Annotated in this window: 19 protein-coding genes; 9 read left to right on the top strand and 10 right to left on the bottom strand. The window is 55.6% G+C overall.

The window, feature by feature from the left end; translation table 11 throughout:
- Nucleotides 1-384 precede the first annotated feature (384 nt).
- Together HA50_RS13545 and yfbR are read left to right on the top strand one after the other, a co-directional pair.
- A complete protein-coding gene (locus HA50_RS13545) occupies nucleotides 385-1,602 on the top strand; it encodes a pyridoxal phosphate-dependent aminotransferase (protein WP_084876123.1) in 1,218 nt (405 codons plus the stop codon).
- A 70-nt stretch (nucleotides 1,603-1,672) separates the two neighbouring features.
- The gene (yfbR, locus tag HA50_RS13550) at nucleotides 1,673-2,272 is read left to right on the top strand and encodes a 5'-deoxynucleotidase (protein ID WP_084876124.1); all 600 of its coding nucleotides are present in this window, start codon (nucleotides 1,673-1,675) and stop codon (nucleotides 2,270-2,272) included.
- 28 nt (nucleotides 2,273-2,300) lie between these two features.
- Here the strand turns inward: yfbR and HA50_RS13555 are convergent, their stop codons facing one another.
- From HA50_RS13555 to yfbV, 3 genes are all read right to left on the bottom strand, one after another.
- Nucleotides 2,301-2,960, bottom strand: coding sequence for a sugar phosphatase (locus HA50_RS13555; protein WP_084876125.1), 660 nt, complete (start codon nucleotides 2,958-2,960; stop codon nucleotides 2,301-2,303).
- 14 nt (nucleotides 2,961-2,974) lie between these two features.
- The gene (locus HA50_RS13560) at nucleotides 2,975-3,469 is read right to left on the bottom strand and encodes a YfbU family protein (protein ID WP_084876126.1); all 495 of its coding nucleotides are present in this window, start codon (nucleotides 3,467-3,469) and stop codon (nucleotides 2,975-2,977) included.
- 139 nt (nucleotides 3,470-3,608) lie between these two features.
- On the bottom strand, nucleotides 3,609-4,061 hold the full coding sequence (gene yfbV, locus HA50_RS13565; protein WP_084876127.1) for a terminus macrodomain insulation protein YfbV: 453 nt from the start codon (nucleotides 4,059-4,061) through the stop codon (nucleotides 3,609-3,611).
- 339 nt (nucleotides 4,062-4,400) lie between these two features.
- Between yfbV and ackA the strand changes: the two genes are divergently transcribed.
- Together ackA and pta are read left to right on the top strand one after the other, a co-directional pair.
- Complete coding sequence (ackA, locus tag HA50_RS13570) at nucleotides 4,401-5,603, top strand: acetate kinase (protein WP_084876128.1); 1,203 nt, start codon at nucleotides 4,401-4,403, stop codon at nucleotides 5,601-5,603.
- A 70-nt stretch (nucleotides 5,604-5,673) separates the two neighbouring features.
- The gene (gene pta / locus HA50_RS13575) at nucleotides 5,674-7,818 is read left to right on the top strand and encodes a phosphate acetyltransferase (protein ID WP_208617288.1); all 2,145 of its coding nucleotides are present in this window, start codon (nucleotides 5,674-5,676) and stop codon (nucleotides 7,816-7,818) included.
- A 166-nt stretch (nucleotides 7,819-7,984) separates the two neighbouring features.
- Here pta and HA50_RS13580 read toward each other — a convergent pair whose 3' ends face one another.
- Together HA50_RS13580 and pdxR are read right to left on the bottom strand one after the other, a co-directional pair.
- Nucleotides 7,985-9,070 (bottom strand): ABC transporter ATP-binding protein, encoded by a 1,086-nt coding sequence (locus tag HA50_RS13580; protein WP_084876130.1) that lies wholly within the window; start codon nucleotides 9,068-9,070, stop codon nucleotides 7,985-7,987.
- Between the two features lie 275 nt (nucleotides 9,071-9,345).
- The gene (gene pdxR, locus HA50_RS13585; RefSeq protein WP_084876131.1) at nucleotides 9,346-10,842 is read right to left on the bottom strand and encodes a MocR-like pyridoxine biosynthesis transcription factor PdxR; all 1,497 of its coding nucleotides are present in this window, start codon (nucleotides 10,840-10,842) and stop codon (nucleotides 9,346-9,348) included.
- 122 nt (nucleotides 10,843-10,964) lie between these two features.
- Here pdxR and HA50_RS13590 point away from each other — a divergent pair, with 122 nt between their 5' ends.
- The 4 genes from HA50_RS13590 (at nucleotide 10,965) to HA50_RS13605 (ending at nucleotide 15,604) form a co-directional block, all read left to right on the top strand.
- Nucleotides 10,965-12,224, top strand: coding sequence for a 4-aminobutyrate--2-oxoglutarate transaminase (locus HA50_RS13590; protein WP_084876132.1), 1,260 nt, complete (start codon nucleotides 10,965-10,967; stop codon nucleotides 12,222-12,224).
- A gap of 117 nt (nucleotides 12,225-12,341) precedes the next feature.
- Nucleotides 12,342-13,367 carry an ABC transporter substrate-binding protein gene (locus HA50_RS13595; protein ID WP_084876133.1) on the top strand — a complete coding sequence of 342 codons (1,026 nt, stop codon included), beginning with the start codon at nucleotides 12,342-12,344 and terminating at the stop codon, nucleotides 13,365-13,367.
- 129 nt (nucleotides 13,368-13,496) lie between these two features.
- Complete coding sequence (locus HA50_RS13600; protein ID WP_084876134.1) at nucleotides 13,497-14,765, top strand: ABC transporter permease; 1,269 nt, start codon at nucleotides 13,497-13,499, stop codon at nucleotides 14,763-14,765.
- A gap of 11 nt (nucleotides 14,766-14,776) precedes the next feature.
- On the top strand, nucleotides 14,777-15,604 hold the full coding sequence (locus HA50_RS13605; protein WP_084876135.1) for an ABC transporter permease: 828 nt from the start codon (nucleotides 14,777-14,779) through the stop codon (nucleotides 15,602-15,604).
- Nucleotides 15,605-15,636: 32 nt separating this feature from the next.
- Here the strand turns inward: HA50_RS13605 and yfcD are convergent, their stop codons facing one another.
- Together yfcD and yfcF are read right to left on the bottom strand one after the other, a co-directional pair.
- A complete protein-coding gene (yfcD, locus tag HA50_RS13610) occupies nucleotides 15,637-16,155 on the bottom strand; it encodes an NUDIX hydrolase YfcD (RefSeq protein WP_084876136.1) in 519 nt (172 codons plus the stop codon).
- 111 nt (nucleotides 16,156-16,266) lie between these two features.
- Complete coding sequence (yfcF, locus tag HA50_RS13615) at nucleotides 16,267-16,908, bottom strand: glutathione transferase (protein ID WP_084876137.1); 642 nt, start codon at nucleotides 16,906-16,908, stop codon at nucleotides 16,267-16,269.
- Nucleotides 16,909-17,100: 192 nt separating this feature from the next.
- On the opposite strand from yfcF, the gene HA50_RS13620 reads away from it, so the two are divergent.
- Nucleotides 17,101-17,994 carry a TIGR01777 family oxidoreductase gene (locus tag HA50_RS13620; protein ID WP_084876138.1) on the top strand — a complete coding sequence of 298 codons (894 nt, stop codon included), beginning with the start codon at nucleotides 17,101-17,103 and terminating at the stop codon, nucleotides 17,992-17,994.
- An 88-nt stretch (nucleotides 17,995-18,082) separates the two neighbouring features.
- Here the strand turns inward: HA50_RS13620 and hisP are convergent, their stop codons facing one another.
- The 3 genes from hisP to HA50_RS13635 are packed head-to-tail and all read right to left on the bottom strand — an operon-like array spanning nucleotide 18,083 to nucleotide 20,263.
- A complete protein-coding gene (hisP, locus tag HA50_RS13625) occupies nucleotides 18,083-18,856 on the bottom strand; it encodes a histidine ABC transporter ATP-binding protein HisP (RefSeq protein WP_084876139.1) in 774 nt (257 codons plus the stop codon).
- Between the two features lie 7 nt (nucleotides 18,857-18,863).
- Nucleotides 18,864-19,580 (bottom strand): ABC transporter permease, encoded by a 717-nt coding sequence (locus HA50_RS13630; protein ID WP_084876140.1) that lies wholly within the window; start codon nucleotides 19,578-19,580, stop codon nucleotides 18,864-18,866.
- Complete coding sequence (locus tag HA50_RS13635) at nucleotides 19,577-20,263, bottom strand: histidine ABC transporter permease HisQ (protein WP_084876141.1); 687 nt, start codon at nucleotides 20,261-20,263, stop codon at nucleotides 19,577-19,579. Before HA50_RS13635 ends, HA50_RS13630 begins: the two co-directional genes overlap by 4 nt.
- Between the last annotated feature and the right edge of the window lie 22 nt (nucleotides 20,264-20,285).

Here is a 20,285-nt window from a genome sequence, read left to right on the forward strand (position 1 = left end):
TCTGACGCCAGCGGACAATAAACCGGCAATGACTAATTATTCGACTTCCTACAAGGATTCTTTAACTATTTCATTACGTCGCTAACGATTCGATGCGACAGTTGTGAATAAAAATATGCGCAATCCCCTTCTTTACGTCTGGATTAAGGAGTTTACAGCTCCCCGCCCCTCCATCAGCATTAAATATCACCCCTGGTAACTTTACTGGATAATTCAACCAGATTAATCAGTGTAAAATGCCTTTTCAGCCAGTATCAGCATAAAAAATTGCCAAACTCGCCAAAACCTTTCGTTACCCTTCTTTTGTTCCGGGGAGAGGAGTAAATTGGGCGGGTTTGTTTTTTGAGGCAGGTTAAATGGACTCTGCCCGTTAAGGCGGTAGCGATGAATTTTCAAATTGATAAATCCGGCAAGCTGGATAATGTCTGTTATGACATCCGTGGCCCGGTACTGAAAGAGGCGAAACGTCTCGAAGAAGAAGGCAACAAAGTTCTCAAACTCAACATTGGCAACCCTGCCCCGTTTGGTTTTGAAGCCCCCGATGAAATCCTGGTTGATGTGATCCGCAACCTGCCCAGTGCCCAGGGATATTGTGACTCCAAAGGTCTCTATTCAGCGCGCAAAGCAATCATGCAGCATTATCAGGCGCGCGATATGCGCGATATGACCGTTGAAGACATCTATATTGGTAACGGTGTTTCGGAGCTGATTGTGCAGGCCATGCAGGCGCTGCTGAACAGCGGTGATGAAATGCTGGTACCTGCACCGGATTACCCGTTGTGGACCGCTGCCGTCTCCCTTTCCAGTGGTAAAGCGGTACATTATCTGTGTGATGAATCCGCCGGCTGGTTCCCGGACCTGGATGATATCCGCAGCAAAATCACCCCGCGCACGCGCGGCATCGTGATTATCAACCCGAACAACCCCACCGGTGCGGTGTACAGCAAAGAATTGCTGATGGAAATCGTTGAGATTGCCCGCCAGCATAACCTGATCATCTTTGCCGATGAGATTTACGACAAGATCCTGTATGACGAAGCGCAGCACCATTCTATTGCCGCGCTGGCACCCGATCTGTTGACCGTCACCTTTAACGGCCTGTCAAAAACCTATCGCGTTGCCGGTTTCCGTCAGGGCTGGATGGTGCTGAACGGTCCGAAGAAACACGCCAAAGGCTACATTGAAGGTCTGGAAATGCTGGCCTCGATGCGTCTGTGCGCCAACGTACCCGCACAACACGCGATTCAAACCGCGCTGGGTGGCTATCAGAGCATCAGTGAATTTATCGTGCCGGGTGGCCGCCTTTATGAGCAACGCCAGCGCGCCTGGGAATTGATTAATGACATCCCTGGCGTCAGCTGCGTCAAGCCGCAGGGTGCGCTCTATATGTTCCCGCGCATTGATGCGAAGAAATTCAATCTGTTCGACGATCAGAAAATGGTGCTTGATTTCCTGCTCCAGGAAAAAGTGCTGCTGGTGCAGGGCACCGCGTTCAACTGGCCATGGCCGGACCACGTACGCATCGTTACCCTGCCCCGCGTTGACGATTTGGAAATGGCCATCACCAAGTTTGGTCGCTTCCTGCAAGGGTATCGTCAGTAACGTCACACGCGTATAGTGAGTGTATTTCGGGGAGAGGCCTCTCTCCCCGCCGTCCGATCAGGAACTGCTCATGACCCGTAGCCACTTTTTCGCCCATCTCTCCCGTCTTAAATTGATCAACCGCTGGCCGCTGATGCGTAACGTACGCACCGAGAATGTCTCTGAGCACAGCCTGCAGGTCGCCATGGTCGCCCATGTGCTGGCCGTGATTAAAAACAAAAAATTCAACGGTAATCTGAATGCCGATCGCATTGCCATGCTGGCGCTTTATCATGATGCCAGTGAAGTGCTGACCGGCGATTTACCGACCCCGGTGAAGTATTACAACGCGCAAATTGCCCATGAATACAAAAAGATCGAGAAGATTGCCCAACACAAACTGATTGAAATGCTCCCGGCAGAACTGCAGGAGGATTTTCGTCCGTTGCTGGATGAGCATCTGCATAGCGAAGCGGAACAGGCGGTGGTGAAGCAGGCCGATGCCCTGTGCGCGTATGTAAAATGCCTTGAGGAACTGTCTGCCGGTAACAATGAGTTTTTGCTGGCAAAAGCGCGACTGGAAAAGACGCTGGCGCAACGCCGCTCGCCGGAAATGGATTATTTTGTTGAGGTTTTCATCCCCAGCTTCAGCCTGTCGCTGGATGAAATTTCGCAGGATACGCCGCTGTAACGGCGCGATTTTATCGCGCCGTTACGGATTATGCTTGCAGCGACAGGGTAAAACCACCCTTCCCGTCAGCGGTCACCACCAGTGCTTCCAGCGTGCTCAGCGAAAACGTCACCTCGCCGAGACGCGGGGTGTCTTGCGGCGCATTAACCGCAATCACCGCGCTGCCCGCGTTCAATCCGGCCAGCACACCCGCAGGCGCATCTTCCACCACCACGCACTCGCCAGCCGCCAGACCCAGTTTCTCTGCTCCCAGCAAATAGGCATCCGGTTCCGGCTTGCCGCGTTTTACATTCTCGGCGGTGATAAACACGGCAGGCGCAGGCAGTCCGGCGGCTTTGTGACGCGCATGGGCAACCGGTACTGAACCTGACGTGACAATCGCCCACGGAATTTGCAGCTCGTTGAGTGTCGCCAGCAGTGCCTGTGCACCCGGCAAAGCACACACCCCGGCAGTATCTTCCGCTTCGATACGCTCCAGACGCAAAAATTCCGCCTGAATCGCCTCCTCGCTCTGGCCCGCCATAAAATGGCGCAGCGAGGTAATTGCCTGTTTACCATGAATGAAGCTCAGGATTTCTTCCGCCGCAAAACCATGACGTTCACCCCATTGGGTCCATGCGCGCTCTACAGCAGGCAGTGAATCCACCAGCGTGCCATCTAAATCAAACAGAAAACCCCTGTACTTCACTCGACGCTCCTTCTTCAGGCATTAAGGATTTGCGCGATCTCGTTCGCGCTCAAATGGTACTGACGTGGACAAGTGTGCCACACCGCCAGCATACGTTGGTATTTTTCCCACATCGGCGTTTGGGCATTAAACCCGTGGGTGCCGGAATCAAAGTGGGTGTAGCGCCCCTCGGTATTGACCATAAAACGCACATAGCCGAGGTAGCGTGCTTCGGTGGCGGCGTCAAAACCGAGAAAGGCCAGACGACGTTCCTCAATCAGCGCGGAATCTTTGAGATTGGACCAGGAAACATGCAGCGCGTGGTGCATCTCCATAATATCGATCAGGGTGCGACAGGTGTCTTCGCTCAGCTCGCCGAACTCTTTATCCAGTTCGCGTAACTGCAGGCCATAGCCACGTTCAATGATGGTCTGATAACGGCGGTAACGTTCAGCGTTGTCCGGCTCCAGCATCGCCATCATTTTGTACTGATTCGACAGGATGAGCCGCTGTGCGTGGGTCATTTCCATGGTTGTTCTCCCGGGGCATCAATTTAGGTATAGAGAAATGATTGCACAAGGGAACGGATGCGGGTATGTCCGCACCACTTTTCTTTGATTTGAACCGGGATCAGCGGCGAATTCTGTCCCGGTGGGATACGTTTATCGATCAAAGATCGTCAAGGAAGGTCCGATCCAGCTGTTTAAATGCCCGTTTCAGCACGTCGGCCAGAGCCTGGTAGGTGGGTTTACCTTCGACCGGCGCAATTGCCTGGCCGGCCTCTTCCAGTTTGGCCCGGACCTCATGGAACCATTGCAGTAAAGAAGGTGGCAACGGAGTCATGGAGCGTTTACCCAGCCACCATAAACCCTGCATCGGCAGGCTACAGGCAAATAGCGCGGTGGCTACCGCAGGCCCAAGCTGTCCGCCCATGGCGATCTGCCACGTCAGGGTAAAAATCGCCAGCGGCGGCATAAAGCGAATGGAAAAACGTGTCGCCGTCACCACACGATTTTCAGGGAACACCGGTGCCAGGCGTTTATCGGCTGGCCAGGTCTTCATGTAATGCTGGCCGCGCTGAAATAAGCCGAACCAGCCTGGATTACCTGTATCATTCGCCATGGTAGACCTCAACTATTACTGCAAGATTTAAAATAAACTGACAACCACACAACTTTACGTGACATCCTTCAAAAGTTTTTGTCTTTAAGGGTGACACTGGGTATTCTGACGCCGTTTCAGCAACATTACCGGAAGCTTCTGCTCAATTAAAGCGCAGTTTAGAGCCATGTTTCGCTAAGCTGATTTAAAAAAATCGCGTAAAATTACCAAAATTTTTTTGCGGATCGGTCTCTTTTTGACTACCGCATGATGTTAATCATTAATTTACCAGCTTTCATGAACTACGCTGTTAGTCTGATTGCGTTATTTCTCGCCACTATTTAACCAATAGGTACTTCCATGTCGACGAAGTTAGTTCTGGTTCTGAACTGCGGCAGCTCCTCACTTAAGTTTGCCATCCTCAACCCCGCCAACGGCGACGAATTCCTCTCCGGTTTGGCTGAATGCTTCCACCTGCCTGAAGCGCGTATCAAATGGAAACTTGAGGGTAGCAAACAGGAAGCTCCTCTGGGTGCAGGCGCGGCACACAGCGAAGCCCTCAACTTCATTGTTAAAACTATTCTGGCACAAAAACCAGAGCTTTCGGCACAAATCGCTGCAATCGGCCATCGCATCGTGCATGGCGGCGAACAGCTGACAAAATCTGTCGTGATTGATGAGTCCGTTATCCAGGGTATTAAAGATGCCTCTTCATTTGCTCCGCTGCACAATCCGGCACATCTGATCGGTATTGACGAAGCAATGAAAAATTTCCCGCACCTTTCAGATAAGAATGTGGCGGTTTTTGATACAGCATTCCATCAGACAATGCCTGAAGAATCGTATCTCTACGCTCTGCCGTACAAATTGTATAAAGAACACGGCGTACGTCGCTATGGTGCCCACGGTACCAGCCACTACTACGTGACCCAGGAAGCGGCAAAAATGCTGGGTAAACCGGTAGAAGAACTGAACGTCATCACCTGCCACCTGGGCAACGGCGGTTCTGTTTCCGCGATTCGTAACGGTGTTTGCGTCGATACCTCAATGGGTCTGACGCCACTGGAAGGTCTGGTGATGGGCACCCGCAGCGGTGACATCGATCCGGCCATCGTTTTCTTCCTGCATGACACCCTCGGCATGAGCGTTGATGCGATCAACAAACTGCTGACCAAAGAATCTGGCCTGCTGGGTCTGACCGAAGTGACCAGCGACTGCCGCTATGTGGAAGATAACTACACCACTAAAGAAGATGCCAAACGCGCCATGGACGTGTTCTGCCATCGTCTGGCGAAATACATCGGCGGCTACACCTCGCTGATGGAAGGCCGTCTGGATGCGGTGGTCTTCACCGGCGGTATCGGTGAAAATGCCGCGATGGTGCGTGAGCTGTCTCTGCAAAAACTCGGCCTGCTGGGCTTCGAAGTGGACCACGAACGCAACCTGGCGGCGCGTTTCGGTAAATCCGGCTTCATTAATAAAGAAGGCACCCGCCCGGCGGTGGTGATCCCCACCAACGAAGAGTTGGTCATCGCCCAGGACGCCGCGCGTCTCACCGCGTAAATGCTTCTCTCCGTCAGCTCAGGCTGACGGAGTTGTTTTTGACACCCTGCAACACCTGAGAGGTTATAAAGTGTCACGTACAATTATGCTCATTCCAACCGGCACCAGTGTCGGTCTGACCAGCGTCAGTCTTGGCGTGATCCGTGCGATGGAACGCAAAGGCGTTCGCCTGAGCGTATTCAAACCGATTGCGCAGCCACGCACTGGCGGCGACAAACCGGACCAGACCACCACCATCATCCGTAAGAACTCCTCGATTCCAGCCGCTGAACCGCTGCTGATGTCGCGTGTTGAGTCGCTGCTGGGTTCGAACCAGCAGGACGTGCTGATGGAAGAGATCATCGCCCGCTACCACGAAAACACCAAAGATGCCGAAGTGGTGCTGGTGGAAGGTCTGGTGCCGACGCGCAAACACCAGTTTGCCTCCGCGCTGAACTATGAAATCGCCAAAACCCTGAACGCTGAAATCGTCTTCGTTACCGCACTGGGCAACGATTCTCCGGCCCAGCTGAAAGAACGTATCGAACTGACGCAAAGCAGCTTTGGCGGCAGCAAGAACAAAAACATCACTGGCGTGATCATCAACAAACTGAATGCGCCGGTGGACGAACAGGGACGCACGCGTCCGGATTTGTCAGAGATTTTTGACGATTCTTCCAAAGCCAGCATCGCCAACATCGATCCGAAAACGCTGTTCACCAACAGCCCGCTGCCGGTGCTGGGTTGTGTGCCGTGGAGCTTTGATCTGATCGCCACCCGCGCGATTGATATGTGCCGCCACCTGAACGCCGACATCATCAACGAAGGTGAAATCCAGACGCGTCGGGTGAAATCCGTTACCTTCTGCGCACGTAGCATTCCGCACATGCTGGAGCACTTCCGCCCAGGTTCTCTGCTGGTGACCTCCGCAGACCGTCCTGACGTGTTGCTGGCAGCCTGTCTGGCCGCAATGAATGGCGTGGAAATCGGTGCCATTCTGCTGACCGGTGGCTACGAGATTGATGAGCGTATTGGTCGTCTGTGCGAGCGCGCCTTCCAGACCGGCCTGCCGGTATTTATGGTGAAAACCAACACCTGGCAAACCTCGCTCAGCCTGCAAAGCTTCAACCTCGAAGTCCCGGCTGATGATACCCAGCGTATTGAGAAAGTGCAGGAATACGTTGCCAGCTACATCAATGACGACTGGATCGAATCGCTGACTGCCACCTCCGAGCGCAGCCGTCGTCTGTCACCGCCAGCCTTCCGCTACCAGCTGACCGAGCTGGCACGCAAAGCAGGCAAGCGTATCGTTCTGCCGGAAGGCGACGAGCCGCGTACCGTGAAAGCTGCCGCCATCTGTGCCGAACGCGGAATCGCCACCTGTGTGCTGCTGGGTAACCCGGATGAGATCCAGCGTGTAGCCGCCGCGCAGGGTGTGGAACTAGGCAAAGGCATCGTCATTGTCGATCCGGAAGTGGTGCGCGAGAACTATGTGCCGCGTCTGGTTGAACTGCGTAAGAGCAAAGGCATGACCGAAGTGGTTGCGCAGGAGCAGCTGGAAGACAACGTGGTGCTGGGCACCATGATGCTGGAAAGTGGTGAAGTGGATGGCCTGGTTTCCGGTGCCGTACACACCACCGCCAACACCATTCGTCCGCCGTTGCAGCTGATCAAAACCGCGCCAAACAGCTCACTGGTTTCTTCGGTGTTCTTTATGCTGCTGCCGGAGCAGGTGCTGGTATATGGCGACTGCGCCATCAACCCGGACCCGAACCCGGAACAGCTGGCCGAAATCGCGATTCAGTCTGCCGATTCTGCCAAAGCTTTTGGTATCGATCCGCGCGTCGCGATGATCTCCTACTCAACCGGTAACTCCGGTGCCGGTAGCGACGTTGAGAAAGTCCGTGAAGCCACGCGTATCGCGCAGGAAAAACGCCCTGATCTGGTGATCGACGGTCCGTTGCAGTATGACGCCGCCATCATGGAAGACGTGGCGAAATCCAAAGCGCCGAACTCGCAGGTTGCAGGCCGTGCCACCGTGTTTATCTTCCCGGATCTGAACACCGGTAACACCACCTACAAAGCGGTACAGCGTTCAGCAGACCTGATCTCCATCGGACCGATGTTGCAGGGTATGCGCAAGCCGGTGAACGACCTGTCACGCGGTGCACTGGTGGACGATATCGTCTACACCATCGCCCTGACAGCGATTCAGTCTCAGCAGGCTGAAGGCTAATTCCGGTCGTTAAATGCGGATAAGGCGTCCCGCGGGACGCCTTTTTTACGCGATAAACGCGTGTAATTCCGTAGCGGCGCGATTTATCGCGCAGATTTTATCCCTGCGTTGCTGCCAGAGGCGCGCGATAAATCGCGCCGCTACAGGTCAGGCCCGCTTGTGGGCTTTACTGCAACATCACATCCAGCGCACGCAAATGCTGCGGCTGCCACGACAGGCTTACCTGCGCACCCGGCTGCCAGTTTTTATCCATCTTCGACGGCGACAGCTTCACCATAAAGTTCCCCTGCCCGGCCACACTGGTCAGCATACGCACATGGTCACCCAGGTAAATAAATTGCTGGATCTGCGCCTGCACGATCTGATCGCCCTGCTCCGGCGCATTGACGTTCACACGCTCCGGACGAATGCTGAGCTGGATCTTTTTACCTGGTGAACTGGGGCGCACTTTCAGCGCATCAAGCTGCGTACCATCATCCAGTTTCACCTGATAGAAATCACCGTTCTGCGCCACCTGAGTCGCCAGTAAGCTGTTGTTTTCGCCGATAAACTGCGCGACAAACGCATTCTCAGGCTGCTCGTAAAGTTTATCCGGGCTGTCCATCTGCTGGATCATGCCATCGTTGAATACCGCAACCCGATCGGACATGGTCATTGCTTCGCTCTGATCGTGCGTCACATAGACGATCGTCAGACCCAGCATATCGTGTAACTGTTTGATCTCCATTTGCATATGTTCGCGCAATTGCTTATCCAGCGCCCCGAGCGGCTCATCCATCAGCACCAGCTTTGGTTCAAACACCAACGCCCGCGCCAGGGCCACACGTTGCTGCTGCCCGCCGGACATTTGGGCCGGATAACGATCCGCCAGTGACGTCAGTTTGATCATGTCCAGAATGCGATCGACGCGAGCTTTGATGTCGGCTTTGTTCATGCGGCGAATCGACAGCGGAAAGGCGAGGTTTTCCGCCACCGTCATATGGGGAAACAGCGCATAGTTCTGGAACACCATGCCGATATCGCGCTGGTGCGGTGGCAAGGTATGCAGCGGTTTATCACGCAATAAAATCTCGCCATCGGTCGGCGTTTCAAAGCCCGCCAGCATCATCAGGCTGGTGGTTTTACCTGAACCGGATGGACCAAGCAGCGTGAGAAACTCCCCTTCCTCCACGTCAAGATTGAGGTTACGTACCACCAGCTTATCGCCGTCGTAACTCTTTTTTATGTTCCTGAAACTAACGAAATTTCTCATGACGTTCTCTCGTAAAGCGTGAAGGAAAAGTAATCCGGCACGATTCCTGCATCGACATGTCTGACATGCGCATGCTGGCGGCTCTTTTTTTAGCACTACCACAACGCATTTCAGGAACACAAGAGAAATTTGACAATTTGAATACAAAGTTAGCCTGAATCAAAAATCGCAGGCTATTGATTTCTATTGTCTTTTAAAATTAAACGTTACAGAAATGTTAATAATGCCGCTAATGCACTGATTACGTGCCCTGCACCGGGACAGGGCAGCGTCGGTCACATCGGCACCGGTGTAGTTTTGAGATGGTGTTGCAGGCGTTGCAGAATCGGCGCAAATGCGGCGGCCATCTGCGCTTCGTCAACGCAGGCGTAGCCTAGCAGCAGGCCGCGGCGTAGCGTCCCGCGCTGGTAGTACGAGGAGAGCGGACGCGTCAGCACGCCGTTCTGCTCCAGCTCAGCGCTGAAGGCCACATCGTCGATGCTTTCCGGCAGGCCGAGAATCAGGTGCAGCCCGGCGTTGCTGTGATGCACCACCCAGGATGCGCCGAGGGTGTCGGTAATCAGCGCCACCAGCGCCGCACGCCGACGACTGTAAATCTGCCGCATCCGCCGCACATGCGCCGCGTAATGCCCTTCACGAATAAACTCCGCCAGCGTCAGCTGCACCAGGCCATATCCGCCACGATACAGCTCCGAATGGGCCATTTTCATCCGCGTCGCCAGGGGTTTGGGCACCACCATGTAACTCAGGCGAATCCCCGGATAGAGCGTCTTGCTGAAGGTGCCGAGATAAATTACCGGCGCATCCGGCGACAGTCCCTGCAAAGCCGGAATCGGGCTACCGGCAAAGCGGAACTCACCATCGTAATCATCCTCAACCACCCAGCTACCGGTACTTTTGGCGCGGTTTAATAACTCATGACGGCGTTGCAGGCTCATCACCGCCCCCAGCGGATATTGGTGCGAAGGGGTGACGCAAATCAGGCGCGGCGCAGGACGGTCGCTCTGCTCCGCAGGCAGCACCAGCCCCTGCTCGTCCACTTCGGTGGGGATCAGGTCGATACCATTGACCGCCAGCACGTTGCGGATGCCCCAGTAACCCGGCTCCTCCACCAGCGCACTGTCGCCCGGATCGCACAGCATTTTCGCCAGCAAATCAAGCGACTGATGGGTGCCCGCTGTCACCAGCACCTGCTCCGCCGTGCAGTTGACCGAGCGGATCACCCGCAGATACTCAGCCAGCGCCTGTTGCAGCTCGACGCATCCGCCGTGGTTGGCATAGCTCAGTGATTCCACCGGCAGGCGACGGCTGATGCGCAGCTGGATTTTGCGCCAGATATCGTGCGGCATGTAACTCACATCCGGTACGCCCGGCATAAACGCGCCCCACTGAAACGCCCCGGCACCACTTTGTGACAGCAGACGCGCCCCGCGTCGTGACAGGCGGATAGTATTCATACCACGGGCACGCGGAGCAGGCGTCGGGGCCACTTCCGGGCTTTGTTCCGGTAGCACCAGGCAGACGAAGGTACCACTTCCGGTCCGGGTTTCCAGATAGCCTTCCGATTGCAGTTTTTCGTACGCCGCCAGTACGGTATTACGCGACACCGAAAGCTCGCGCGCCAGGTCACGGCTGGCGGGCAGCCGCACCCCGGTGGCGATGGCACCTTCCTGAATCGCCCCCTGCAAAACGTCGTACAGGCGCTTGGCCAGCGAGCCGCCGGAAAGCTGATTTAAACGCTGAAACAGCAGGTCACCCAGTAGGCTGCGCAAAATTGGTACCTCAAAATAAAAAAAACTGGCTCTGGATTATAAAACCCTGAAAACGCTAAAAAGCAAGCAGGGCAGTTTTCCGGCGTGAAGTCAGCCGGCGAATCACATGATGAGGTTGAGCTATGAGTAACAGCGAATTACAGGCACGTCGTTTAAACGCCACCCCACGCGGTGTCGGTGTGATGTGCGATTTCTATGCCGTGAAAGCGGAAAACGCCACGCTCTGGGATCATCAGGGCCGTGAATACACCGATTTTAGCGCCGGTATTGCGGTGCTGAACACCGGCCACCGTCACCCGAAAGTGATGGCTGCGGTGAAACAGCAGCTGGATTGCTTCACCCACACCGCGTTCCAGGTGATCCCTTACGAGAATTACATCAGCCTGGCCGAGCGCCTGAATGAGCGCGTACCGGTTACCGGTCCGGCCAAAACCACTTTCTTCTCCACCGGTGCCGAAGCGGTGGAAAACGCGGTGAAAATTGCCCGCGCGGCTACTGGTCGTCCCGGCATCATCGCTTTTACCGGCGCGTTTCATGGCCGCACCCATATGACCATGACGCTGACCGGCAAAGTGGTCCCCTACAAGACCGGCTTTGGTCCGTTCGCCAGCTCAGTATTCCATGCCCGCTATCCCAATGCACTGCATGGCCACAGCGTGGCAGCGGCACTGGAAAGTATCGAGTCAATTTTCCGCTGCGATATCAGCCCGCAGCAGGTCGCGGCAATTATTTTCGAGCCGATTCAGGGCGAAGGCGGTTTCAACGTGGCACCCGTGGAATTCGTCACTGCGCTGCGTAAGCTGTGCGACCAGCACGGCATTTTGCTGATTGCTGACGAGATTCAGAGCGGCTTTGCCCGCACCGGTAAGCTGTTTGCCAGCGAATATTATGACGTGAAGCCTGACCTGATCACCATGGCGAAAAGCCTGGCAGGCGGCATGCCGTTGTCAGCGGTGTCCGGACGCGCTGAGGTGATGGATGCACCGCAACCGGGCGGTCTCGGCGGCACTTATGCCGGTAGCCCGCCAGCGATTGCTGCGGCCCACGCCGTGCTCGACGTGATCGACGAAGAACAACTGTGTCAGCGCGCGAACCAGCTCGGCGCAAAATTGAGTGAAACCCTACAGGGTGCCGGGTGCCGTTCACTGGCTGAAGTACGCGGTCGCGGTTCAATGATTGCGGCGGAGTTTAATGACGCCGCAGGTAAACCTTCCGCCGATATCGCCCGCGCCATCCAGCAGCAGGCACTGGCACAGGGGCTGATTCTGCTGACCTGTGGCGTGCACGCTAACGTGATCCGCTTCCTTTACCCGCTCACCATTCCGGACGCGCAGTTCAACAGCGCATTGCAACTGCTGTCCGGCATTCTGGCGCAACACTAAGTCTCTCCCCTGATGCATAGCGCCGTTCCCGCTATGCATCGGTACCTGGCATAAAAGCTGCATTGCAAACACTACGCAGGTTCGCCTGCACATCAATAATAATTCAGGAGTTGTGGGATGGTTAAAAAGTTAGCTGTACTCATTTTCGCTACCATAGCACTGCAAGCACAGGCAGAAACCCTGACTGTGATCTCTTTTGGTGGCACCAACAAGGACGCCCAGGACAAAGCATTCTATAAACCCTTTACCGCCGCCGGGAAAGGCACCATCGATGCTGGCGAATACAACGGAGAGATGGCGCGTATCCGTGCCATGGTGGAGACCAAACAGGTCGGCTGGGATGTGGTTGAGCTGGAAACCCCGGAACTGCTGCGTGGTTGTGATGAAGGGCTGTTCGAGACGCTCGACTGGAGCAAGCTGGGCAACAAAAGTGATTTCATTCCTGGCAGCGTCAGCGAATGTGGTGCCGGGATTTTTGTCTGGTCTACCGTGCTGACCTACGACGCCGACAAACTGAAAGCCGCCCCCACCAGTTGGGCTGATTTCTGGGATGTGAAGAAATTCCCTGGCAAACGCGCGCTGCGTAAGAGCGCCAAATATACCCTCGAAATCGCGCTGATGGCGGATGGCGTCAAGCGTGAGGATGTCTACAAAGTGCTGGCGACGCCAGCCGGTGTCGACCGCGCCTTCAAAAAGCTGGATGAGCTGAAACCGAATATCCAGTGGTGGGAATCCGGCGCACAGCCGCTGCAATGGCTGGTATCGGGTGACGTGGTGATGGCATCGGCGTACAACGGCCGTGTCGGCACCGCGCAAGCGGAAGGTCATAACTTCAAAATCGTCTGGGACGGCGGCCTGTATGACCTGGATAACTGGGCCATCGTCAAGGGCTCGAAACATAAAGCCCTGGCAGAACAGTTTATCGCCTTCGCCAACCAGCCCGAAAACCAGAAAGTCTACGCCGAAAATATTCCTTACGGCCCGACCAATATCAAAGCCGGTTCCCTGCTGGCACCTGACCGCCTGAAGCAGCTGCCCACCTCGCCGGATAACCTGGCGAAATCGGTGCAGGTGGATGCCAATTTCTGGCTGGAACACGGCGAAGAACTGGAACAGCGCTTTAACAGCTGGGCCGCCAAATAATCGCAGGCAATGACGTAGCGGCGCGATTTATCGCGCGGATTTTTCCGGCACAACGCACGGGACTGCGCGATAAATCGCGCCGCTACGGTGTATTCCCCCGATGTTGAAACATCAGTAAGGAGTCCGGCCATGAGCCAAAATCCCGTTTTGGATCCCCCAGCACAATCAGTGCCCAACCCGCGCGTCCCGACGCTGCGTCAGCGTCTGCAACGCAGTGAGTTTGCGAAGACGCGCCGTTCGCTGCTGCTGATTGCACCTCTGCTGGTGTTCGTGGTGGTCTGCTTCCTGTTCCCGATTGGCTCGATCCTGAGCATGAGCGTTAACAACCCGGAGTTGCCGGAGGCATTGCCGCAAACCAGCAAAGCGTTGCAGCAGTGGTCTGGCGAGGCGCTACCGGATGAGCGCGTCTATGCGTTGCTGGCGAAAGAGTTGATCGCCGCCCGCGATCAGGGGCAAATCTCCAGCGTGGCGAAACGCCTCAGCTATGAAGATGCCAGCTACCGTCGCCTGATCCTCGCCGTCCCGCGCATCGCGCCTGCCGACGGTGTGGATGTGAAAAATACCATGATGGCTAAACAGCCGTTGTGGGGCGACCTCACCACCTGGCGCACACTGCAACGCGCCGCAAAACCCTTCACCAGCCTCTATCTGCTGTCGGTGTTTGACCGTAAAGTCGATGCCAAAACCGGTGATATCGTCAGCCAGCCTGCTGACCAGGCGCTGTACGTAAATGTACTGCTGCGCACCTTATGGATGGCGACAGTGGTGACCCTGCTGTGCGTCGGTATCGGTTATCCGTTGGCCTACTGGCTGGCGAAGCAACCTTCTGGCCGCGCCAATCTGCTGATGATTCTGGTGCTGCTGCCGTTCTGGACCTCACTGATTGTGCGCACCGCCAGCTGGATTGTGCTGCTGCAATCGGGTGGCCTGATTAACCGTGCGCTGATGGGAGTCGGTATCATCGACCATCCCCTGACGCTGGTGTTTAACCGCCTGGGCGTCTATATCTCGATGACCCACATTCTATTGCCGTTTATCGTGTTGCCGCTGTACGCCGTGATGAAAGGCATCTCTCCCAGCTATATGCGCGCGGCTATTTCACTCGGTGCGCATCCGTTCCTCGCCTTCTGGCGCGTCTACGTGCCGCAAACTTTCGCAGGCATCACCGCCGGTGCGCTGCTGGTGTTTATGATGGCGATTGGTTACTACGTCACCCCGGCGCTGCTCGGCGGTCCGGATGACCAGATGGTCAGTTACTTCGTCGCCTTCTTTACTAACAGCACCATGAACTGGGGCATGGCCGCCGCGCTGGGTAGCCAGCTGCTGATTATCGTGATGCTGCTGTACATCGTTTATATCCGTGTCACCCGTACCTCCGCAGAAGCGGCGGCGCGCTAAGGAGCGAAGAAATGAGACAACAAGGTTCTACCCTGCTGCGCCTGTGGGGCGCGTTCTTCAACTTCTATGGCGCGGCGGTGCTGCTGTTTTTGATTCTGCCGATTCTGGTGATCGTGCCGCTGTCGTTTAACTCCAGCTCGTTTCTCAGCTATCCGCTGAGTGGCTTTTCGCTGCGCTGGTATCAAACCTTCTTTCACTCACAGGAGTGGCTGGGGGCGCTGGGGAACAGTTTGCTGATTGCGCCGCTGGCGACCCTGCTCGCCACTATTCTTGGCGTTCTGGCATCCATGGGGCTGGTACGCGGCGAATTTCGCGGCAAAGGTATCGTAATGGCGATTATCATCTCGCCGATGGTGGCGCCGGTGGTGATTATTGCGGTAGGGATGTTCTTCTTCTTCGCCCGCTTATCGCTGCTGAATAGCTATCTCGGACTGGTACTGGCGCATACGCTGCTGGGCGTACCCTTTGTGGTGATTACCGTGGTGGCGGTGCTGAAAAGCTATGACACCAACCTGTCACGCGCGGCAGCCAGCCTGGGCGCATCCCCGCTGCTGACCTTTCGCAAAATCACCCTGCCGCTCATCGCTCCGGGCGTGTTTTCTGGTGCGTTGTTTGCCTTTGCCGCCTCGTTCGATGAAGTGGTGGTGACATTGTTCCTTGCCAGCCCAAGCCAGCGCACCCTGCCGATTCAGATGTTCGCCGGGATTCGCGAAAACCTCGATCCCACCATCGCAGCAGCGGCAACGCTGATGATTGCGGCGTCGCTGGTGCTGTTGATTGTGATGGAGATACTGCGGCGACGGGGTGAGCGCATGCGTCAGTCGCATCCTGCCCATTAAAGCAAAAGGCACCGCAAGCGGTGCCTTTACTTTTATGATTCGCTATTGCGACTCAGCCATAACGACAAGGCTTTCAGTGAATCATCAGTGAACTCATCACAGCGGGCGGTGATCTCTTCCGGTGTCATCCAGAAGACTTCATCCACCTCCTCTTCCTGCATCGCAAAAGGACCGTGCGACACGCAGCTGAACAAACCGCCCCAGACGCGGCAATGTTCATCTTCGAAGTAGAATTTTCCATGCTCAGCAAACGGCACCGCGGCGATACCCAGTTCTTCTTCCGCTTCACGACGCGCTGATTCCAGCATGTCTTCACCGCTCTGCACCACACCACCAGCGGTCGCATCGAGCATACCAGGCATGAAGTCTTTGATTTCGGTACGACGCTGCACCAGAATCTTGCCCATGCCGTCATGCACCACGATATAGGTGGCGCGATGACGCAGGCACTGCGCACGCATCTGCGCGCGACTGGCCTGCGCAATCACTTCATTCTCTTCGTTAACGATATCTACCCATTCGATACCGCTATCTGCAGGTTGATCCACCATCCGTAACCCTTTTCTGTTTAGGCGTGCCGGGCACGCGCCTGTTTACTGTTCTTTATTAGAGTGTGCGGTAAGGTAAAGGGTTCTTTTCCCCATCGCAAGACCTCTTCGTGCTCAGCGTTGTTTGCCCGATTCTGTCAGCCACAGCTGGACGGAAGCACGCTGCCACTGGAACTCAGCGTAATGCTGTAGCTTCACCGGTAGCGCATCGCCATGCAGCGCCAGACGATTAATCATCACCGCCAAATCGGTATCTGCAATTGACCATTCGCCAAACAGGTTCTGCTGTCCATCCGGCAGCAGACGCTGCACCGCCGTAATCAGCTTCTGTGCCGCCTGCTCTCCGGCAGCGCTTAGCGGTGCAAAACGTTCACCGGCAAACAACACTTCGGTTGGGCGCTCCTGACGTAGCGGCATCAGGTCGCTGCGCAGCCATGCCTGAATCTCACGGGCATGGGCGCGCTTTTCCCGGTCGCGCGGGTACAAACGTTCGTACTCCGGTGCCGGGAAGCGCTCCTCAAGATATTCGGCAATCGCTGAGGATTCATTAAGAATAAAATCATCAATTTGCAATGTCGGCACCCGGCAGGTGAGCGACAGCGCACGATAATCATCATCCCATTGCGCATCACGCGACAAATCAACACGTTTCAGGGTAAAGGGAATGCCCTTTTCGGTCAGTGCTACGTAGACCGACATGGCATAAGGGCTAAAGAAAGAAGCATCGGACCACAACGTCATGTTCGGGTAATTCATCGGCTGCCTCGGATGTGCATCTGGAGTGCTTCATGTTTACCGATTTTTATTTAGTAAGGCAATGTGGATCTGAACCGGTAAGACCAGCACAGACTACGGTTTTTTCATCGTAAGCGTCGGCGCGGTCACGCCAGCCGTACGCTTCTCTTCTATGCTGAAACTGAGCACATAACAAGCACAAGGAGGCTCAACATGCATCTGCTTATTACCGGCGGCACGGGTTTGATTGGCCGCCATCTGATCCCGCGCCTGTTGCAACTTGGTCAACAGGTGAGCGTGGTGACGCGTGATGTAGCAGCAGCACGCGAGAAGCTGGACCCACGCGTTGCCTGCTGGTCCGGCCTTGCACAGCAGCAGGATCTCAATGGTGTCGATGGGATCATTAATCTCGCCGGTGAACCCATCGCTGACAAACGCTGGACCGCAGAACAGAAACAACTGCTGTGCGAAAGCCGCTGGCAGATCACCGAACGCCTGGTGTCGCTGATCCATGCCAGCAGCCAGCCACCGAAATTTTTGATCTCCGGCTCAGCCACTGGCTTCTATGGTGATACCGGCGATCTGGTGCTGACCGAAGACGATCCCGGCCATGAAGAGTTTACCCATACGCTATGTGCCCGCTGGGAGCAGCTGGCGCTGGCGGCGCAGAGCGAGCGCACCCGGGTGTGCCTGCTACGTACCGGCGTGGTACTGGCGAAGGAAGGCGGTGCGCTGGCAAAAATGAAGTTGCCGTTCAGGCTCGGCGTCGGTGGTCCCATCGGCAGCGGCAAACAATATCTGCCGTGGATTCATATCGACGACCTGGTGAACGCCATCTGGTGGCTGATTGATAATCCGTTACAGGGGCCATTCAATCTGGTGTCACCCTATGCGGTGCGCAACGAACAATTTGCTGCCACACTCGGCCAGGTGATGCATCGCCCAGCCTTTATGCGCACCCCAGCCAGCGCCATCAGGCTGATGATGGGTGAGTCAGCCGTGCTGGTGCTCGGCGGCCAGCATGTGCTGCCAAAACGGCTGGAGGAGTCAGGATTTGGTTTTCGCTGGTATGACTTGCAGGAAGCATTGCAGGATACAGCGGCGTAACGGCGCAGATTTGCTAAAAAACGCGCGATAAATCGCGCCGCTACGGATTCGTGGAGATGTCAGCCAGGGGGAATCTGGCTGACATCGGTTATTTCAGCGAACCTTTCAGGAACTGCTGCAAGCGCGGGCTTTTCGGGTTGTTGAACACTTCATCGGGCGCACCCTGCTCTTCAATTTTCCCCTGATGCAGGAAAATCACATGGCTGGAAACATGGCGGGCAAACTCCATTTCGTGGGTGACCACCACCATGGTTTTCCCTTCTTCAGCCAGCTTCTGCATGATGCGCAGCACTTCACCGACCAGCTCCGGATCGAGCGCCGACGTCGGTTCATCAAATAACAACACTTCCGGCTCCATCGCCAGCGCACGGGCGATGGAAACACGCTGCTGCTGACCACCGGACAGATGCACCGGATATTTGGCACGGGCGCGTTCATCGATGCCGACTTTATCCAGATACTTAATCGCACGTTCGCGCGCTTCGGTTTTGCTCAGACCCAGCACCTGAATCGGGGCTTCCATCACGTTCTCCAGCACCGTCATGTGGCTCCACAGGTTGAAGTGCTGGAACACCATAGTGAGACGGGTACGCAGCGAACGCAGCTGCTCCTTATTCGAGACCTTCAGCTGACCATCGGTGTCGCGCACCAGGTTGATCTGCTCATTGTTGACTGCGATGGTGCCTTCACTCGGTTTTTCGAGGAAGTTAATGCAGCGCAGAAAGGTACTTTTCCCGGAACCGGACGAGCCAATGATACTAATAACGTCACCGGCATCCGCCTGTAATGACACGCCTTTCAGGACTTCATGTTCACCGTAACGCTTGTGCAGTTCGGTAACGCTTAATTTATTTTCAGCCATAGGTTACTCAATGCGATGAAGAAGGTTTCACGTGGGCCAGCCAGCGGCGCTCCGCCATGCGGAACAGGCTAATCAACACGTAAGAGATAATCAGGTACAGCACCGCAGCAATACCAAAAGCGACAAACGGCTGATAGGTAGCGGAGTTGATATCACGCGCCACTTTCAGCAGGTCTGGCACGGTGGCGGTAAACGCCAGTGCGGTGGAGTGCAGCATCAGGATCACTTCATTGCTATAGGCAGGCAGCGCGGTACGCAGCGCCGAAGGCAGAATGATGCAACGATACAATTTAAAGGTTGAGAAGCCGTAGGCGCGTGCCGCTTCAATTTCACCGTGTGGTACGGCGCGAATGGCCCCGGCAAACATTTCGGTGGTATAGGCGCAGGTGTTGAGGGTAAACGCCAGCAGGGTACAGTTAAGTCCGCTGCGGAAGAAGGCGTTCAGCAACTCGGACCCTTTCACCACTTCCAGCGTGTACATGCCGGAGTAGAACACCAGCAGCTGCACATATAACGGTGTACCGCGGAAGATGTAGGTGAACAACCATACCGGGGTGGAGATAAAGCGATTGGGTGACACGCGGGCAATCGACAGCAACACCGCCAGACAGCCGCCAATCGCCACAGAAATAATCAACAGCCACAGGGTGATAGCCACGCCGGTAAAACGGTAACCATCGGTCCAGAGCAGGGATTTCCAATACTCCTGAATTATATCGATCATAGCTCTGCCCTTTTCACACCCACTGAGTAGCGGCGTTCAAGCCACCACAGCACGCCATTCGACAGCGTGGTAAACACCAGATAAATCACCCCGGCAACAATCGCGAAGTAGAACGGCTGCCAGGTACTTTTCCCCGCCAGCTGCGTGGCTTTCACCACATCCTCAAGGCCGAGCAGTGAAACCAGCGCGGTGGCTTTGAGGATTACCTGCCAGTTGTTACCGATGCCCGGCAGCGCAAAGCGCATCATCGCCGGGAACAGAATGCGACGGAAAGTTTGCGAGCCGGTAAAGCCAAACGCGGTTGCCGCTTCAATCTGCCCCTTCGGCACAGCAAGAAACGCGCCACGGAAGGTTTCAGTAAAGTAAGCACCATAGATAAAGCCGAGGGTGATGATACCGGCCACCATCGGGTCGATATCAAACTGCGCTACGCCCAGCGCATCGGTCAGGGAGTTCAGGGCGATCTGCAGACCGTAGAAAATCAGCAGCATCAGCACCAGATCCGGTACGCCGCGAATCAGCGTGGTGTAGCCTTCAAACAGCATCGCCAGCGGGCGATTGCGGGAAAGTTTGGCGCCAGCGCCAATTAAACCAAGCACAACAGCCAGCAACACTGAACTGAGCGCCAGTTCCAGCGTAACCAGGGTGCCTTTTAGAATGACGTCAGAATAGCCATACAACATGAATTTGATCCTGTCGTGGGGA

It is taken from the genome of Pantoea cypripedii (assembly GCF_002095535.1).
Classification (GTDB): Bacteria; Pseudomonadota; Gammaproteobacteria; order Enterobacterales; family Enterobacteriaceae; genus Pantoea; species Pantoea cypripedii.

Excerpts from the sequence above, each read along its gene's own strand:
- HA50_RS13545 (WP_084876123.1), top strand. The coding sequence starts at position 385 with ATGAATTTTCAAATTGATAAATCCGGCAAGCTGGATAATGTCTGTTAT.
- yfbR (WP_084876124.1), top strand. The coding sequence starts at position 1,673 with ATGACCCGTAGCCACTTTTTCGCCCATCTCTCCCGTCTTAAATTGATC.
- HA50_RS13560 (WP_084876126.1), bottom strand. The coding sequence starts at position 3,469 with ATGGAAATGACCCACGCACAGCGGCTCATCCTGTCGAATCAGTACAAA.
- yfbV (WP_084876127.1), bottom strand. The coding sequence starts at position 4,061 with ATGGCGAATGATACAGGTAATCCAGGCTGGTTCGGCTTATTTCAGCGC.
- ackA (WP_084876128.1), top strand. The coding sequence starts at position 4,401 with ATGTCGACGAAGTTAGTTCTGGTTCTGAACTGCGGCAGCTCCTCACTT.
- HA50_RS13580 (WP_084876130.1), bottom strand. The coding sequence starts at position 9,070 with ATGAGAAATTTCGTTAGTTTCAGGAACATAAAAAAGAGTTACGACGGC.
- HA50_RS13590 (WP_084876132.1), top strand. The coding sequence starts at position 10,965 with ATGAGTAACAGCGAATTACAGGCACGTCGTTTAAACGCCACCCCACGC.
- HA50_RS13595 (WP_084876133.1), top strand. The coding sequence starts at position 12,342 with ATGGTTAAAAAGTTAGCTGTACTCATTTTCGCTACCATAGCACTGCAA.
- HA50_RS13600 (WP_084876134.1), top strand. The coding sequence starts at position 13,497 with ATGAGCCAAAATCCCGTTTTGGATCCCCCAGCACAATCAGTGCCCAAC.
- HA50_RS13605 (WP_084876135.1), top strand. The coding sequence starts at position 14,777 with ATGAGACAACAAGGTTCTACCCTGCTGCGCCTGTGGGGCGCGTTCTTC.
- yfcD (WP_084876136.1), bottom strand. The coding sequence starts at position 16,155 with ATGGTGGATCAACCTGCAGATAGCGGTATCGAATGGGTAGATATCGTT.
- yfcF (WP_084876137.1), bottom strand. The coding sequence starts at position 16,908 with ATGAATTACCCGAACATGACGTTGTGGTCCGATGCTTCTTTCTTTAGC.
- HA50_RS13620 (WP_084876138.1), top strand. The coding sequence starts at position 17,101 with ATGCATCTGCTTATTACCGGCGGCACGGGTTTGATTGGCCGCCATCTG.
- hisP (WP_084876139.1), bottom strand. The coding sequence starts at position 18,856 with ATGGCTGAAAATAAATTAAGCGTTACCGAACTGCACAAGCGTTACGGT.
- HA50_RS13630 (WP_084876140.1), bottom strand. The coding sequence starts at position 19,580 with ATGATCGATATAATTCAGGAGTATTGGAAATCCCTGCTCTGGACCGAT.
- HA50_RS13635 (WP_084876141.1), bottom strand. The coding sequence starts at position 20,263 with ATGTTGTATGGCTATTCTGACGTCATTCTAAAAGGCACCCTGGTTACG.